The 14,773-nt window shown below is 56.8% G+C and carries 11 protein-coding genes; 6 read left to right on the top strand and 5 right to left on the bottom strand.

The annotated features are described in order from the left end of the window. Positions 1-13: 13 nt before the first annotated feature. From WJU16_RS08515 to WJU16_RS08490, 6 genes are all read left to right on the top strand, one after another. Positions 14-901 (top strand): inositol oxygenase family protein, encoded by an 888-nt coding sequence (locus tag WJU16_RS08515; protein ID WP_341837896.1) that lies wholly within the window; start codon positions 14-16, stop codon positions 899-901. A 34-nt stretch (positions 902-935) separates the two neighbouring features. After that, positions 936-2,564 (top strand): sodium/sugar symporter, encoded by a 1,629-nt coding sequence (locus WJU16_RS08510; RefSeq protein ID WP_341837895.1) that lies wholly within the window; start codon positions 936-938, stop codon positions 2,562-2,564. 91 nt (positions 2,565-2,655) lie between these two features. Further along, the gene (locus WJU16_RS08505) at positions 2,656-3,591 is read left to right on the top strand and encodes a dihydrodipicolinate synthase family protein (protein ID WP_341837894.1); all 936 of its coding nucleotides are present in this window, start codon (positions 2,656-2,658) and stop codon (positions 3,589-3,591) included. After that, entirely contained in the window at positions 3,588-4,592 is a 1,005-nt protein-coding gene (locus WJU16_RS08500; RefSeq protein ID WP_341837893.1) for a 4-hydroxyproline epimerase, read from the top strand. Before WJU16_RS08505 ends, WJU16_RS08500 begins: the two co-directional genes overlap by 4 nt. Positions 4,593-4,601: 9 nt before the next feature. Next, on the top strand, positions 4,602-5,846 hold the full coding sequence (locus WJU16_RS08495; RefSeq protein ID WP_341837892.1) for an FAD-dependent oxidoreductase: 1,245 nt from the start codon (positions 4,602-4,604) through the stop codon (positions 5,844-5,846). A gap of 250 nt (positions 5,847-6,096) precedes the next feature. Then, positions 6,097-6,885: an AraC family transcriptional regulator gene (locus tag WJU16_RS08490; protein ID WP_341837891.1), complete on the top strand. Its 789-nt coding sequence runs from the start codon at positions 6,097-6,099 to the stop codon at positions 6,883-6,885. A gap of 57 nt (positions 6,886-6,942) precedes the next feature. On the opposite strand, the gene WJU16_RS08485 is transcribed toward WJU16_RS08490, so the two are convergent. From WJU16_RS08485 to WJU16_RS08465, 5 genes are all read right to left on the bottom strand, one after another. Further along, a complete protein-coding gene (locus tag WJU16_RS08485) occupies positions 6,943-8,064 on the bottom strand; it encodes a TlpA disulfide reductase family protein (protein ID WP_341837890.1) in 1,122 nt (373 codons plus the stop codon). A 10-nt stretch (positions 8,065-8,074) separates the two neighbouring features. Next, complete coding sequence (locus tag WJU16_RS08480) at positions 8,075-9,439, bottom strand: RagB/SusD family nutrient uptake outer membrane protein (RefSeq protein WP_341837889.1); 1,365 nt, start codon at positions 9,437-9,439, stop codon at positions 8,075-8,077. Between the two features lie 21 nt (positions 9,440-9,460). Next, positions 9,461-12,739, bottom strand: a complete 3,279-nt coding sequence (locus WJU16_RS08475; protein WP_341837888.1) for a SusC/RagA family TonB-linked outer membrane protein — start codon at positions 12,737-12,739, stop codon at positions 9,461-9,463. 179 nt (positions 12,740-12,918) lie between these two features. After that, on the bottom strand, positions 12,919-14,064 hold the full coding sequence (locus tag WJU16_RS08470; RefSeq protein ID WP_341837887.1) for a FecR family protein: 1,146 nt from the start codon (positions 14,062-14,064) through the stop codon (positions 12,919-12,921). Between the two features lie 76 nt (positions 14,065-14,140). Continuing rightward, positions 14,141-14,743: an RNA polymerase sigma-70 factor gene (locus WJU16_RS08465; protein ID WP_341837886.1), complete on the bottom strand. Its 603-nt coding sequence runs from the start codon at positions 14,741-14,743 to the stop codon at positions 14,141-14,143. Positions 14,744-14,773 lie beyond the last annotated feature (30 nt).

The raw sequence follows: 14,773 nt of genomic DNA, 5'->3' as shown, positions 1-14,773 counted from the left end.
CAAAAAAATTGCCATGGCTACCCAACATTCATTTAAACCCTCGGAAATCAATCCCCTCAACTCCCTGGATGAATGGGAAGACGCCGTGCTCAACCGGTACCCGGATCCGGATAGCATCGCCAAAGACAAATCCACCGACGCCTATCGCAACTACGATACGCCCGAGCGGGATACCGTCCGCGAATTCTACCGCCTGAACCATACTTACCAGACCTACGATTTCGTCCAGGAGAAAAGAGCGCATTACCTGCGGTTCGATAAAAAAGAAATGCCCGTATGGCAGGCCTTCGATTTCCTGAACCAGCTGGTCGACGATTCCGATCCGGATACAGACCTCGACCAGTTCCAGCACCTGCTCCAGACGTCCGAAGCCATCCGGGCCGACGGGCACCCGGATTGGATGGTGCTTGTGGGGCTGATGCATGACATGGGAAAAGTGCTGTGCCTGTTCGGTGAGCCGCAATGGGCCGTGGTAGGGGATACCTTCCCCGTGGGCTGCGCGTATTCCGATAAAGTGGTGTATCCTGAATTTTTCAAAAACAACCCGGATTTTACCGATCAGCGCTTCCAGTCGCCCACCGGCGTATACGAAAAAGGCTGTGGCTTGCGGAATGTGCATATGTCCTGGGGGCACGACGAATACGTGTACCAGATGATGAAAGATTACCTGCCGGAGCAGGGGCTGTATATGTTGCGGTATCATTCCTTCTACGCCTGGCACCGCGAAGGCGCGTACGGCGAGCTGCTCGACGATCACGACCGCGACATGCTGCGCTGGGTGAAGCTGTTCAATCCTTACGATTTATATTCCAAGAACCCCGAACCGCCGGATTGGAAAAAGCTGCGGCCGTATTACGAAGACCTGGTGGCCAAATACCTGCCCGCCACCCTGAAATTCTGATTGCTGCCGCAACTACAAAATCCATTCCACGCGTATGAATAAACTGCAGCTAGCCGACTATGTAGTTTTCTTTATCTATTTTTTTATTGTTGCCGCATACGGATATTACATCTACCGCAGGAAACGTTCCGCGGACGCCAGCTCGAAGGATTTTTTCCTCGCGGAAGGCTCGCTGACCTGGTGGGCGATCGGGGCATCCCTGATTGCCTCCAATATTTCGGCGGAGCATTTCATCGGGATGTCGGGCTCGGGGTTTGCGCTGGGGCTGGCCATTTCCACGTATGAGTGGATGGCGGCGGCCACGTTGATTATTGTGGCGGTGGTGCTGATCCCGATTTACCTGAAAAACAAGATCTACACCATGCCGCAGTTCCTGGCGAAGCGGTATAACGACAAGGTCAGTACCGTGATGGCGGTTTTCTGGCTATTGGTGTATGTGTTCGTGAACCTCACGTCGATCATTTATCTCGGAGCGCTGGCCATCACATCCATTTCGACATTGCCTTTTGAATGGTGCATCGCGGGGCTGAGCCTGTTCGCGGTGATCGTGACGCTGGGCGGGATGAAGGTCATCGGGTATACGGATGTGGTGCAGGTGCTGGTGCTGATTGTGGGCGGACTGGTGACCACTTACCTGTCGTTGTCGCTGTTATCGGAAAAATTCGGGTATGACGGGAATATCTGGCAGGGGCTGACGGTTTTGCGGAAGGAGGCGCCGTCGCATTTCCACATGATTTTCGATGAAAGCAATCCTTATTACAAAGATCTGCCCGGACTTTCCGTGTTGGTGGGCGGTATGTGGATCAACAACCTGGCATATTGGGGATGCAATCAGTACATTACGCAGCGGGCTTTGGGGGCTGATTTGAAAACGGCCCGCAATGGGATCCTCTTCGCGGCTTTCCTGAAGCTCCTGGTGCCGGTGATCGCCGTATTGCCGGGCATCGTGATGTACGTGCTGCATAAAAACGGCATGTTTCAGCAGGAAATGCAGGATGCGGCGGGACAGGTCAAACCGGACCATGCCTACCCTACGCTGATGAACCTCCTTCCGCCGGGGCTCAAAGGCGTGGCGTTTGCGGCGCTGACCGCAGCCATCGTAGCATCCCTGGCAGGAAAGGCCAACAGTATCTCCACGATTTTCTCGCTGGATATTTACCAGAAATTCTTTCATAAGTCAGCAACGGAACGGCAACTGGTGCGGGCCGGGAAATGGGCGGTGATCGTATCCATGCTCATCGCCGCGCTGGTGACCCCGGCGTTGCGATCCCTCGACCAGGCATACCAGTTCATCCAGGAGTACGTCGGGTTTATTTCTCCCGGCGTGCTGGCCATCTTCCTGCTGGGCTTCTTCTGGAAGCGCACGACGGCTTCCGCCGCGCTCGCGGGCGCTTTGCTGACTATTCCCATCTCCACGGTATTGAAATTTTTGCCGGAATGGACGAACGGGGCGTTCCCGGACTTTCCCTTCCTCGACCGGATGTCCATCACATTTGGATTGTTGATTGCGGTGATGATCGTGATGAGCCTGCTGCGGCCGAAAGACGATGCGGGTTCCCCCATCGAAATCGACAGCTCGATGTTCAGGACGACCACGGCATTCAAAATCGGGGCGGTGATTATTCTAGGTATCCTGGCGGCGTTGTACACGGTATTCTGGTGATCCGGTATTCTGGTCAAAATCCGGCAAGAACCGGTTAAATCCTGTAATGCCGCAGGCTGTTGCATCCGGTAACTTTAGACAAATTTCCGTTATGCAACATTTGAACTGGAAAGGCGTCTACCCCGCACTGCTGACCCCTTTCACCGCCCACGACACGCCAGACCTGGCGCTTTTCAAAGCCAACCTGGCCGCGCAGCTGGATGCCGGGGTCGATGGGATCATCATTGGTGGCTCCCTCGGCGAAGCAAGCACCCTTACCAACGCCGAGAAAAAGCAACTGTACGATGCGGCGAGGGAATGCCTGCCGGAGGGTTTCCCCATTATCGTGAATATCGCCGAACAAACCACCCGCGACGCGGTTGCCCTGGCAGCCGCGGCGGCGTCCTGGGGCGCCAGCGGACTGATGCTCCTGCCGCCCATGCGCTATTACGCCGATAACGCGGAAACGCTGGCGTTCTTCAAAGCCGTTGCGGGTGCCACGCGCTTGCCCATCATGCTGTACAACAACCCGGTGGATTATAAAATTCATATTACGCTGGAGATGTTCGACGCGCTGTTGCCGTATGAGAATATCCAGGCAGTGAAAGAATCCTCCCGCGATGTAATCAACATCACGCGGATGATCAACCGCTTCGGCGACCGCTACAAAATCCTCACCGGGGTGGACCCCCTCGCGCTGGAAAGCCTCGTTCTCGGCGCAGACGGATGGGTAGCGGGACTGGTGGACGCCTTCCCGCGGGAAACCGTCGCCATTTACCGGCTCGTCAAATCCGGCGACATCGCCGCCGCGCTGAAAATTTACCGTTGGTTCATGCCCCTGCTGGAGCTGGATATTCATCCCAAACTCGTGCAATACATCAAACTGGCCGCTACCGCCACCGGGATAGGTTCCGAACATGTGCGCGCGCCGCGCCTGCCGCTCGAAGGAAAAGAACGCGCCGCCGTGCAAAAGGTGATCGGCGACGCGCTGGAAACGCGCCCCCAACTCCCGGAATACCTTCACCTCCCTGCAAATGCCAGTGTATGAAAGCGAAAACATTCTTTTGCGTCGATGCCCATACCTGCGGCAATCCCGTGAGGCTGGTGGCCGGCGGGGGGCCGACGCTGGAAGGAAGCAATATGAGCGAAAAACGCCAGCATTTCCTCCGGGAATTCGACTGGATCCGGACCGGTTTGATGTTTGAGCCGAGGGGGCATGATATGATGTCGGGCAGTATCCTGTACCCGCCGCATGATCCCGCAAACGACGTGGCGGTGCTGTTTATTGAAACCAGCGGTTGCCTGCCGATGTGCGGCCACGGCACCATCGGCACCATTACCATCGCCATCGAAGAAGGGTTGCTGCTGCCGAAAACGCCGGGGATCGTTCGGATGGAAGCGCCGGCAGGACTGATTCTCATCGAATATGCGCAGGTGGGCGGAAAGGTGAAATCGGTAAAGCTGAAGAACGTACCTGCTTACCTCGCGGCCGAAAATCTGGAAGTGGATTGCCCCGGTCTTGGCACGCTGCGCTTCGACGTGGCTTATGGTGGGAATTTCTACGCCATCATCGACCCGCAGGAAAATTTCCGGGGGCTGGAGCACCACACCGCCGCGCAGCTGATCGCCTGGAGCCAGGTGGTGCGTAAGCGGATCAACGAAGCGTACACATTCATCCACCCGCTCGACGAAACGATCCGGGGGTGCAGCCACGTCCAGTGGACCGGCGCGCCCCTCGATCCTGCATCCACGGGCCGCAATGCGGTCTTTTACGGCGATAAAGCCATCGACCGTTCTCCTTGCGGGACGGGGACCTCCGCCCGCATGGCCCAATGGTTTGCCAAAGGAAAACTGCGGGAAGGCGAAGCGTTCGTGCATGAAAGCTTCATCGGCAGCAAGTTCACCGGCAGGGTGGAAGGCGTGACGGAACTCGCGGGAAAAACAGCGATCGTGCCCAGCATCGAAGGTTGGGCGCGGGTGTACGGTTACAATACCATCCGCATCGACGAAAACGACGACCCCTACGCATTCGGATTCCAGGTTATTTAACAGCGAAACATGGCAGACATCGTCATCATCGGCGGCGGCATCATTGGGCTGAGCGCCGCATATTTTCTCCTTCACGACGGACACTGCGTTACCGTGCTCGACAAGGGCGACATCACCGGGAACTGTTCCTACGGCAACGCCGGGATGATCGTACCCAGCCACTTCGTGCCGCTGGCTTCGCCGGGCATGATCAGCCGGGGCATCCGCTGGATGTTCAACAGTAAAAGCCCTTTTTACGTGCGGCCATCGCTCGGCCGGGCGCTCATCGGCTGGGGCTGGGAATTCATGCGGCATGCCAATGCGCGGCATGTGCAGGCGTCCGCCGTACCGCTGCGCGACCTGTCGCTGCTGAGCCGCGGGCTGTATACCGATTTGGCGGCGCAGCCCGGGTTTGACGTGGGTTTGCGGCACGGAGGGATTCTTGCCTTTTACAAAACGGAAGAAGCCGCGGAAGAGGAATTGGGACTGGTGGAAGACGCCGTAGCCCTGGGGCTCGACATGGCCGTGCTGAGCCCGGCGGAGTGCCAGGCCCTCCAGCCCGGGCTCGCCCTCGATGTACTCGGCGCCGTGCATTACCGCTGCGACAGCCATCTCACGCCCATGGCGCTCATGGACGCCCTTCGCACCCACCTGCTGCAAAACGGCGTGATGATTTTTTCCCGCCATGAAGTAACGACGGCAACTGTAAGCGATAGTGCCATACGTACCGTAACCGCCGGAGGGCAATTGTTTGCTGCGGATCATTTTGTCTTGGCCGCGGGCTCCTGGTCGCAGGGGCTGGCGGCAAAACTGGGGTTGAAGATTCCGGTGATGCCGGGGAAAGGTTATTCCTTCCTGCGGGAAAATCCCGGCGGAGCCATCACCATTCCCGCGCTGCTCTGCGAGGCCCGCGTCGCCGTGACGCCCATGGGCGATCAGGTCCGCTACGGCGGTACGATGGAGCTGGGGCGGATGGATGATAAAATCAACATGAAACGCGTCGAAGGCATCGTGTCATCCATCCCCCGTTACTTCCCCAACCTGTCAACCGCCATGCCTTCGCCGGTAGAAGTCTGGCACGGATACCGGCCTTCCTCACCGGATGGATTACCCTACATCGGTTATTCCCGGAAATTGAATAATCTTATGGTCGCCACCGGCCATGGCATGATGGGCCTTAGCCTGGGGCCCGCCACCGGCCTGCTTGTCAGCCAGCTGATCGCAGGGCGGAAGCCTTCCGTCGATCCCGCTCCCTTTTCTCCCGATCGCATGTAAACCCGCAAAATTGTTGCTATTCATCCAGCCAGCATGCTTTTGAGCCCGCCGGATTTTGACCAGTATTTACCGGATTTTAACCCGAATTGACTTTTTGAAGGAATGATTGGGGTAAATACCGTAAATTATGGAAAGCTCCGCCGGTTATGAAAGTCCTGCCGTTTACCATATTGTACCCTGATGATAAAAGCGTGATCGCCGAGCAGATCGAGCAGCCGCACTTTTATCCTTACCTGCACCGCCACGACGAATGCCAGCTCACGTTGGTGGAAAGGGGGAAGGGATGTTGCTGGCGGGGAATGACATGCATGCTTTCCGCGCGGGCGATATTTTCTTCATCGGTAGCAATCTTCCGCATCTGTTCAAAAGCAATCCTGCTTATTTCGCGCCGAAAAGCCGCAAATCCATCAAGGCGCTTTCGTTGTATTTCAATGTTAAAGGCACGATGAGCGGGCTTTTCAATCTTCCTGAAATGAAATTGTTGAAAACCTACCTGCAATCCGTGCGGCATGGTTTCAAAACGGATGCCCTGTATAACCAGACGCTGGCGATCCGGATGCGGGAAGTACACGCTGCAACGGGGCTGGATGCGCTGCAACGCTTTCTCGAAACGATGCAATCCCTGCCCGGGCTCAGGCACACCGGGCCCTTGTGTCCCACCGATTATTCGGCGGACCTGTCCGAAAGCGAAGGCATGCGCCTCAGTAAAATATTAGGTTTTGTGATGCAGCGCTACCATACGCAGGTCACCCTCGACGAAGCAGCGGCCGTCGCCTGTATGGCGCCGCAGGCATTTTGCCGCTATTTTAAAAAGCACACCGGCCGGAGTTTCGTGACGTTCCTCAACGAAGTGCGCATCAACGAGGCCTGCAAATGCCTGACGCATTCCGATAAGCCCGATGGTATTTCCGGCGCCGCCTACAAAGCCGGATTCAACAGCCTCACCAATTTTAACCGCGTGTTCAAAAGCGTGAAGGGCGTTTCGCCCCGGGCATACCTGGCGGAGTACATGGCTGTGAACCCTTTCCCGTTGCGGTAAAAGAAAAACGGACTGCCGCTTGCGAGAACAGTCCGTTGGATATTCATGGATACCGTTTTATCGTAACCGGGCCTCGATGGCCTTGTACAGGGCTTCTCCTTTCAATCCCCTGCCCACTACTTTACCTTTTTCATCCAGCAGGAAGTTGTCCGGCACGGCGTTAACGCCGAATTGTTTGGCTATGGGCTCGTCCCATTTCTGCAGGCTGGAAACGTGATACCAGGGCATGCCGTCTTTAATGATGGCGGCTTTCCAGCGGCCGGCGTTATCATCCAGCGATACGCTGATGATGTTGAAGCCTTTGGCGTTGAAGGCTTCAAAAGCCTTTACCACGTTCGGGTTTTCAGCGCGGCAGGGGCCGCACCACGACGCCCAGAAATCCACGAGTGTGAGCTTGCTGCCGGCGAGCACGGTTTTCAGTTCCAGCGGCGCGCGCAGCGTATCGTAGGAAACGAAGTTGGGCATCACGACGCCTGTCGTGGTTTGAGCGGCTACGCGCAGCCTTTCTCCCAGTTCTGTCCCATCTGCGCTGGCTTTCATTTTTGCGCTCATGCCTTCGTACAGCGGCGCGATCTTTTCATAATCGATACGCGGGCCGGCGAGCTGTTTCAATGCCGCCAGGGCCACGGGGGAATTGGGGTGTTTACGGATGAAATCCGCGTTGGCTGCGATCAATTCACCTACCAGTTTCGCATATTCCTCGTCCACTTTTTTGAAGGCAGGGGATGCGCGTTCTTCTTCCGTGGCTTTCATGGCGTTCATCCGCAGCGAGCTAAGTTTCGCGCTGATGGGGTCTGTGGCCTTTTTGAGCGCCACGGCATCGGTGTTGAGCTGCCCGCCTTTAATGGCTGCGGTTTTCAGGGAATCGCGGCCGGTAATGGTAATCGTCCCGGGTTCCAGCCAAAGGGAGATATTGTCGCGCGATACATTTTTTCTATCCGGGCGGCCGGGATGATCGAGGCGGAAAGCGATGGTGCCGTGCGTCGTGAATTCGCCGGTGTAGGTGAAATGGCCGTCTTTAGCCACCACCCGCTCCTGGGTGAAGTCCGCGCCCAGGTGGCGGATGAGCATCAGGCTGTCGGTCCCTTTCCAGTCCGCGATTTTTCCTTCAATCGTAAATCGTTGTTGCGCTGTGGCCGCCATGGGGAGGAGGCTCAGCGCCAGTATCCATTTTTTCATGATTTCAATTTTAGTAGCCATCGTTCTGGCCGAGGTTCGGATTGTTGTTTCTGTCACCCTGGGGAATGGGGTAGAGCGCGTCGGTGCTTTCCCAGCCGGGTTTATTGGCGCCGAAGATGAGGTCCGCTTTGCCGGAGCGCTTCACGTCCAGCCAGCGATGGCCGAATTCGCCGAACAGCTCCACGAAGCGCTCGTGCAAGATGGCGTCGAGCAGATCGGATTTGGAAATGCCCGGATTTGTGTCGGCGATGAGCGGGAGCCCTGCGCGCTGGCGCACCATATCCAGGTCGGCAATGGCGCCGGCGAGGTTGTCGCGCTGGGCGCGGGCCTCAGCGCGAATGAGGTACTGTTCGGCTACTCGCAACACAACGGTAGCTTCTTTTTTACCGCCTGCCCCTGAGCCGCTGAGGATTTTGTATTTCGACAAAGCGGGCTTGTTGTCGGATGCGGGTTTCGTCCATTGCGCGAAGCGCTGGTCACCCGGTTCGAACGCCGCCGCCAGCGCCGGACTGATCCGGTATTGCAGGCTGACGCCGTGCAATTGCTGGCCTTCGATGGCATACAGGTTGGTGCCAGCGTTGGAAATGTAAAAGATAGGTTCGGTGGATGTGGTCAGCATGATGCCGCCCAGCGTATCCAGTTTAAACAGCTGGCCGCCGAGCACGTTGGTGGCCAGCGTTTCCGCATCAGTCCAGTTTTTGCGGTACAGCTGCACGCGCGCCAGCAGCGCCGAAGCGGAGTAGCTGTTGGCCCTGCTGCGGGTGCCCGTGGCGGAATACAAGGTGCTGCCATTGGCGACCGCATAGCGAAGGTCGTTTTCGATCTGTTGCCAGATTTTACCGGTATCAGTACGCGATAGCAAGGCGTTTTGCATGTAATCGGTGCTCGTGGTGAGCGGCACTTCCCCGTACAGGTTCAGGAGGTAGAAATAACAGATGGCGCGGAGGAATTTCGCTTCGCTGATGAGCGTCAGTTTTTTGGCGGGCGTTACGCCGGGGGATTTCTCCAGGTTCATCACCGCGCTGTTGGCCTGGTAAATAATATTGTAGTACGATCCCCAGATACCGTTCCCGATAGCGGGCGTGGCAGGAGTGAGGTTGTTCTGGAAAAACGCATCCTGGTCGGCGCTGTAGGCGATCCGGATCAGCTCGTCGGCGCTCATGCCTGCGTTGGCGCTCAGTGTACCGCTGAATGGACCGCTTCCCCACACGTTTTGCGTAGAAGCGTAAATTCCCCGTACCGCGGACGCCGCCTTCTCATCGTCGGCATAAGTGGTGGCCGTGCTCAGCTGGCTGATGGGAAGGGGGACATCCACAAATTTGTTGCAACCCGACAGCAGGAGCAGCGCTATTCCATATTGTATAATCGATTTCATGGTTCTTGCTTTGAATTGACATTAAAAATTGAGCTGGAGGCCGATCGTAGCCGTTTTCATGGGAGGCGTCCTGGAAAGGAACACGGTTTCCGGATCCGCGCCGGGGCGGGAGCTCCACGTGAAAAGGTTCTGCGCCTGCATAAACACCTGTACGGTATTCATCCTGATTTTTCTCGCAATGGCGGAGGAGAGGGTGTAAGTCAGGTATACGTTTTTTAACCGGATGAATGCGGCATCCGTATACTTCGCGTCAGAGAAAGCCGCCGCGTAGTTGCCCTGCAGGGAATTGGAGGCCGAAGAGCGGGTGGTGTATTTCTGGAGCAGTGCGATGTCTCCCGGTTTGCGCCAGGGCTGCATGTCCAGGTAAGGAACATTGAGAATGCCACCCACGGGCACCTGGCTGAAGCCGCTCGTCATGGCCGTCAGCCAGTTCTGGTCGAGCTGCTTATGGAACTGGATGAGGAAATCGAGCGAGAACTGTTTATAGCGGATGGTATTGGTCAAACCGCCATAGAAGTCGGGATCGGTGTCTTTCGTGAACTGAAAATCCAGCGTGGAGTAGACGCCGTCTTTATTCGTGTCTTCCACTTCATACAGGCCGGTTTGCGGGTTGACGCCGAGGTAATGCGCGGCGAAGATCACGTTCAGCGGCCTGCCTACCTGGTAGGAACGCGCATAGGAACTTTGCTCGATATTCGGGAAGCGCAGTAATTGGTTTTTGGGGATGGTGATGTTGAAATTGGTGGTCCAGCTGAAATCTTTTTTAACGATGTTGTTGGACACGAGGCTCAGCTCCCAGCCTTTGTTTTCCACGAGTACGCCGGCCAGGTTCGCCGTGATGGTGGTGAAGCCGGTGGTGGAAGGAAGGGGATAATTGACCAGGGGATCGCTCGATACGTTGCGGTACCAGGCGGCGCTGAACAAAATACGGTCTTTCAGGAAACCCAGCTCCAGCCCGATCTCGGATTTTTTGTTCTTTTCCCAATGCAGATCGGGTTTGAACAGGGCGCTGGGAACAAGCGCGGTGGAATCGTTGTAAGTCGGCGTGAACGCGTTGGTGGAATAGGCATCCAGGTACTTGTAATCACCGATCTGGTCGTTGCCCGTTATCCCATAGCTGGCGCGCAGCTTGCCGAAGCTCAGGAAAGTGAGGTCTTTCATGAAAGGCTCGCTGGTGAAAATCCACCCGAGGCCGGCCGCGCCGAAATTGGAAAAGCGATAGTTGGGACCGAAGCGGCTGCTGCCATCGCGTCTTCCGGAAAGGTTCACCAGATATTTTTCAGCGTGCACATAATTGAGCCGTCCGAAGAATGCCTGGTATTTGTATTGGGTCTGCTGGCTGCTCATCACTTTCAGCGCGGTAGACGGCAAGCCTACGAGGGAGCCCAGGAATTCGTCGCTGGTATAACCTTCCGCCCGGAAGCTATAACCGTTGTTCTCCCGGTTCTGGTAAGTTGCCCCTGCCATCGCGGTGAGTTTTCCTTTGCCGATATAGGTAAAGTAATCCACCTGCGGCTCGAAGATCCAGCTGTTGAAGTTATTGTTGCCGAATTGGGCGTTTGAGACAGAAGTTTTGTCCAGCGGATTGATGGAAGCCCTGGGCGTAAGGCTCAGCTCTTCCGTTTTGATGGTGTTGTAACCAACGTTCGCGCGGACGATGAGATTCTTCAGCACGGCGTAGGACAGGTTGAGGTTGCCGGTCAGGTTGTCCGATATGGCGGTGTATTTTTTTAAAGTATAGGCCAGCGGGTGATCGGTCTGGATGCCGCCTTCGTTCCACGCGATGTTGCCCTGGTCGTCGTACATGAGGAAGTTGGGAGGCAGGGTGAGCTTCATGGCAAGGTCGGAGGAAGTGCTGGTATTCTTGTTGGAAGAATAGTTGGCGTTGAAGGTCATGGTAATCTTCTGGTTCTTCGAGCGGCTGGTGAGGCTCAGGCTGGCGGCGGAGCGGGTATTGGGGAAGGTACCGGGATAGATATCGGTTTGCCGGTTGTAGCCCCCGCTGAGGCGGTATTGCAATGTTTGCGTTCCACCGGAGGCGGCTGCCTGGAGGTTCGTATAGCTGGCTGTTCCGCCGAGCAGTTGTTTGGCGAGGTTGTTGTCCCGGGTAGCATCCCATACGAGCATATCATATGCATTCGTCTTGTTCGGCGTGATGCCGTCGTTGGCGAAGGCTTCGTTGCGCATGGCCATATACTCTTTGGTGCTGAGCATATGCGGGATGCGGACGCGGCTGGCGCCGGTGGCTCCGTTGAAGTTGAACTGCAGCGCGCCGGCTTTCGCGCGGCGGGTAGAAACCAGGATCACGCCGTTGGCGCCGCGGCTGCCGTAAATGGCGGTGGCGTCGGCGTCCTTGAGGATTTCGATGCTTTCGATGTCGGCGGTGTTGATGCCGCTGAACGGACTCAGGCCACCGGTGCTGTTGGCTGAAATGGCGGATTGCAGCATGTTAATGTTCCCATTGTTGGAAGCCATGGGTACACCATCGATGATGAAGAGCGGCTGATCATCCGCGCCGCCGTAACGTTCTACCTGCGTGCGGCCGCGTATTTCCACTTTGTATTGCGCGCCGGGCAAGCCATTGTTGGCAGTGATGATGAGACCGGGAACACGGCCCTGCAATGCGGCCAGCGGGTTGGTGTTGGGCGTCATCTCCAGTTCCTTGCCACTGATTTTGGCGATGTTGCTGGTGCTGAGCCGGCGGGAAGTAACCCCGTATCCCTGCACGATGCTTGCATCCAGGGCGCTGACGGCCTGGGGCATGGAGAGCATGACGCTTTTGCGGGTGCCCACGCGCACTTCCTGCGTCTGGTAACCGATGAAGGTCACAACGAGGGTGGCGCCGGGATCTGCTTCGAGCTTGAATTTTCCTTCTGCGTCCGTCATCGTACGCACCTGCGTGCCTTTGACCTGGATGGTGGCGCCGGGCAACGGGGTGCCGTCTTCCGCCAATACCTGTCCGGTAATCTCGGGAGGCGGCAGTGCGGGCAGCGTAAACACCGGCGCATCCTTTTTGCGAAGGATGATATTTTGGTTTTTAATGGAAAAATCCAGTTCCTGCCCTTGCAGGATTTCCCGCAGAAACGCCTCCAGCGGCGCCTGCCTTACCGAAACACTCACGGGCGCCGTTTTCTGCAAAGCGTTTGGCTGGTAAAAAACAACATACCCCGTTTGCTTTTTGATCTCCGAAAAGATTTGCAGCAATGGTGTTTCACGGGTAGTAAGGGTGATGGTTTGTGCGCTGCTGCTGGCTGATAATTGCAGGCTGAAAACGCACATCAGAAAGGCGGTGATTCTCATGACTCGCCAGATTTTGATTCCTGAATGAATAAATCCCCCTCGGGGTACGGGCACGACATGCCCTTTACAAAGCGCAGCGATTTGCATACTTTTGCAATGGTTTGGTTGATTAATAATGAGTCCGTCAGACTTTTGTTATGCCAGGCCACTCAGAGCCCCGGTTGCCGCCGGGGTTTCTTTTATGGCATTACGACCAGTTTCCTGCCTTCTTCCAGGCGTACATCGATTTTCATTTCTTTCATGATTTCCAGGATCTGCTGCAGGCTTAACCCGCGCTGCAGCTCGCCGCTGAATATCCGGGTTGGCACCGCCCCCCTGTATTCCACATCCACATCATACCAGCGCGACAACTGGCGCATGACATCGGTAAAAGGGACGTTGTCGAAATGGAACAACCCGTTCTTCCAGGCCAGCACCTGTTCCGTGTTGGCGTTTTGCAACACCCGGATAGGTACATCACCCTCCAGGCTGATCACCGCCTGTTCGTCAGGCGCCAGCATTACACTGCGCGCGCCCTGCGAAACGCGGACCGACCCCTCGGTCAGGGTAGCCGTCATATCCCGCACGTCTTCATATGCCGCTATATTAAAATGCGTTCCCAATACTTCCACCGCCGCGCCCGCCGCGAGCTTCACGCGGAACGGCGCAGCCGCGTCTGTCTTCACCTCGAAATACGCTTCCCCGGTCATTTCCACCTCGCGCAGTTTATTACTGAACGCCGTTGGGTAGCGAAGGCTGGAGGCGGCGTTGAGCCAAACCTTCGTGCCGTCGGGAAGCTGAATCCGGAACGTGCCTCCCCGCGGGGTGCGCAGCGTGTTATACCGGATCTCACCTGATGCAGCGTCTGCGGCGTATTCCAGCAACCCGCCCTGCTGAATGATGCTGGCGTCCTGTTCCTGCAGCTGCATCCTTCCCGCGCTGTCGAGCGAAACGGTGGAACCGTCGGCCAGCGTCAGTACGGCTTTGTCGGCGGCCGGCGCAATATCCGCCACCATTACCTGCGACTCCGCAACGGGCTTCCGCGCTAGTATCCATCCTCCCGCCACTACGCCCGCCAGCAAAGCCGCGGCGGCCGACCAACGCCATACTTTCCGCAACACGGCCGGGCGCGTTTTGCGGCGGAAGCCGGTCCAGGCCACTTCCATCCGCGCTGCCGGCATCGCTGCCGGAGGCTGGTGCTCCTCCATCAATTCAGCCAGCAGGCCGTCCATTTCGGCATCGACGTTCTCGCGCCGCAACAAGGCCAGCAGCTCGGCGGTTTCCGCGGCGGTGCACAGCTGGTCGTAATGTCGGCGCACGAGGTACGCGAGTCTGGATGAAGGCATGCCAATTGGTATTTGAGGGTGGAATAAAACAGTTTGACAAACGGGAAGGAAGAGAGGGGTAGTGGCGCGTGAAAATTTATTTCCGGAAAAGCCACGCCGCCAGGAAAGCGGCGATAAACGCGGGGATCTTGTGATGGCGGAGCAGGTATCCGCGGATGGTTTGCAGCGCGGCCATCATGTGCTTTTTGACGGTTTCCCGGGAAATGCCCAGCGCGGCAGCGATCTCTTCATGTTTCAGTCCTTCCTGCCGGCTCATCCGGTACACGCGCTGCTGTTGGGGAGGCAGCTGGCTGAGAGCGGCGTTGAGCAAGCCTTCCAGCTCGCGCGCTTCGGCGCTGGCGTCCGGCAGGGCGGGCTGCGTACCGATCGAAGGATGGATGTCCTGCAGGATGGCGGCCTCATGGGCCATGCGCTTCAGGCCGTTCAGTATGTGATTGCGCGTGAGGCGGTTGATATATCCGCCCAGGTTCTGCACCTGCGGCAATTCGGATCGCTGCAGCCAAAGTTTGATGAATACTTCCTGGACTACGTCCTGGGCGATATCGCCGGATCCGGTCATGCGTTCCGCAAAAGAATAAATAAAATCGTGATACCGGGAGAACAGGTCCCTGAAAGCAGATTCATCTCCTTTCGAGAGCCGGATCAGCCATTCCGGATCATTTCCCCAGAGATCCTCCATGTCTAAAATTTACGCTCCGTTTATGGTTGA

Source organism: Chitinophaga pollutisoli, assembly GCF_038396755.1.
In the GTDB taxonomy this organism is placed as follows: Bacteria; Bacteroidota; Bacteroidia; order Chitinophagales; family Chitinophagaceae; genus Chitinophaga; species Chitinophaga pollutisoli.
Note: the sequence above shows the minus strand (reverse complement) of the source record. Positions and strands in the feature narration are given on the sequence as shown.

Coding starts and splice junctions, on each gene's coding strand:
- WJU16_RS08515 (WP_341837896.1), top strand. CDS start 14: ATGGCTACCCAACATTCATTTAAACCCTCGGAAATCAATCCCCTCAAC.
- WJU16_RS08510 (WP_341837895.1), top strand. CDS start 936: ATGAATAAACTGCAGCTAGCCGACTATGTAGTTTTCTTTATCTATTTT.
- WJU16_RS08505 (WP_341837894.1), top strand. CDS start 2,656: ATGCAACATTTGAACTGGAAAGGCGTCTACCCCGCACTGCTGACCCCT.
- WJU16_RS08500 (WP_341837893.1), top strand. CDS start 3,588: ATGAAAGCGAAAACATTCTTTTGCGTCGATGCCCATACCTGCGGCAAT.
- WJU16_RS08495 (WP_341837892.1), top strand. CDS start 4,602: ATGGCAGACATCGTCATCATCGGCGGCGGCATCATTGGGCTGAGCGCC.
- WJU16_RS08490 (WP_341837891.1), top strand. CDS start 6,097: ATGCCAGCTCACGTTGGTGGAAAGGGGGAAGGGATGTTGCTGGCGGGG.
- WJU16_RS08485 (WP_341837890.1), bottom strand. CDS start 8,064: ATGAAAAAATGGATACTGGCGCTGAGCCTCCTCCCCATGGCGGCCACA.
- WJU16_RS08480 (WP_341837889.1), bottom strand. CDS start 9,439: ATGAAATCGATTATACAATATGGAATAGCGCTGCTCCTGCTGTCGGGT.
- WJU16_RS08475 (WP_341837888.1), bottom strand. CDS start 12,739: ATGAGAATCACCGCCTTTCTGATGTGCGTTTTCAGCCTGCAATTATCA.
- WJU16_RS08470 (WP_341837887.1), bottom strand. CDS start 14,064: ATGCCTTCATCCAGACTCGCGTACCTCGTGCGCCGACATTACGACCAG.
- WJU16_RS08465 (WP_341837886.1), bottom strand. CDS start 14,743: ATGGAGGATCTCTGGGGAAATGATCCGGAATGGCTGATCCGGCTCTCG.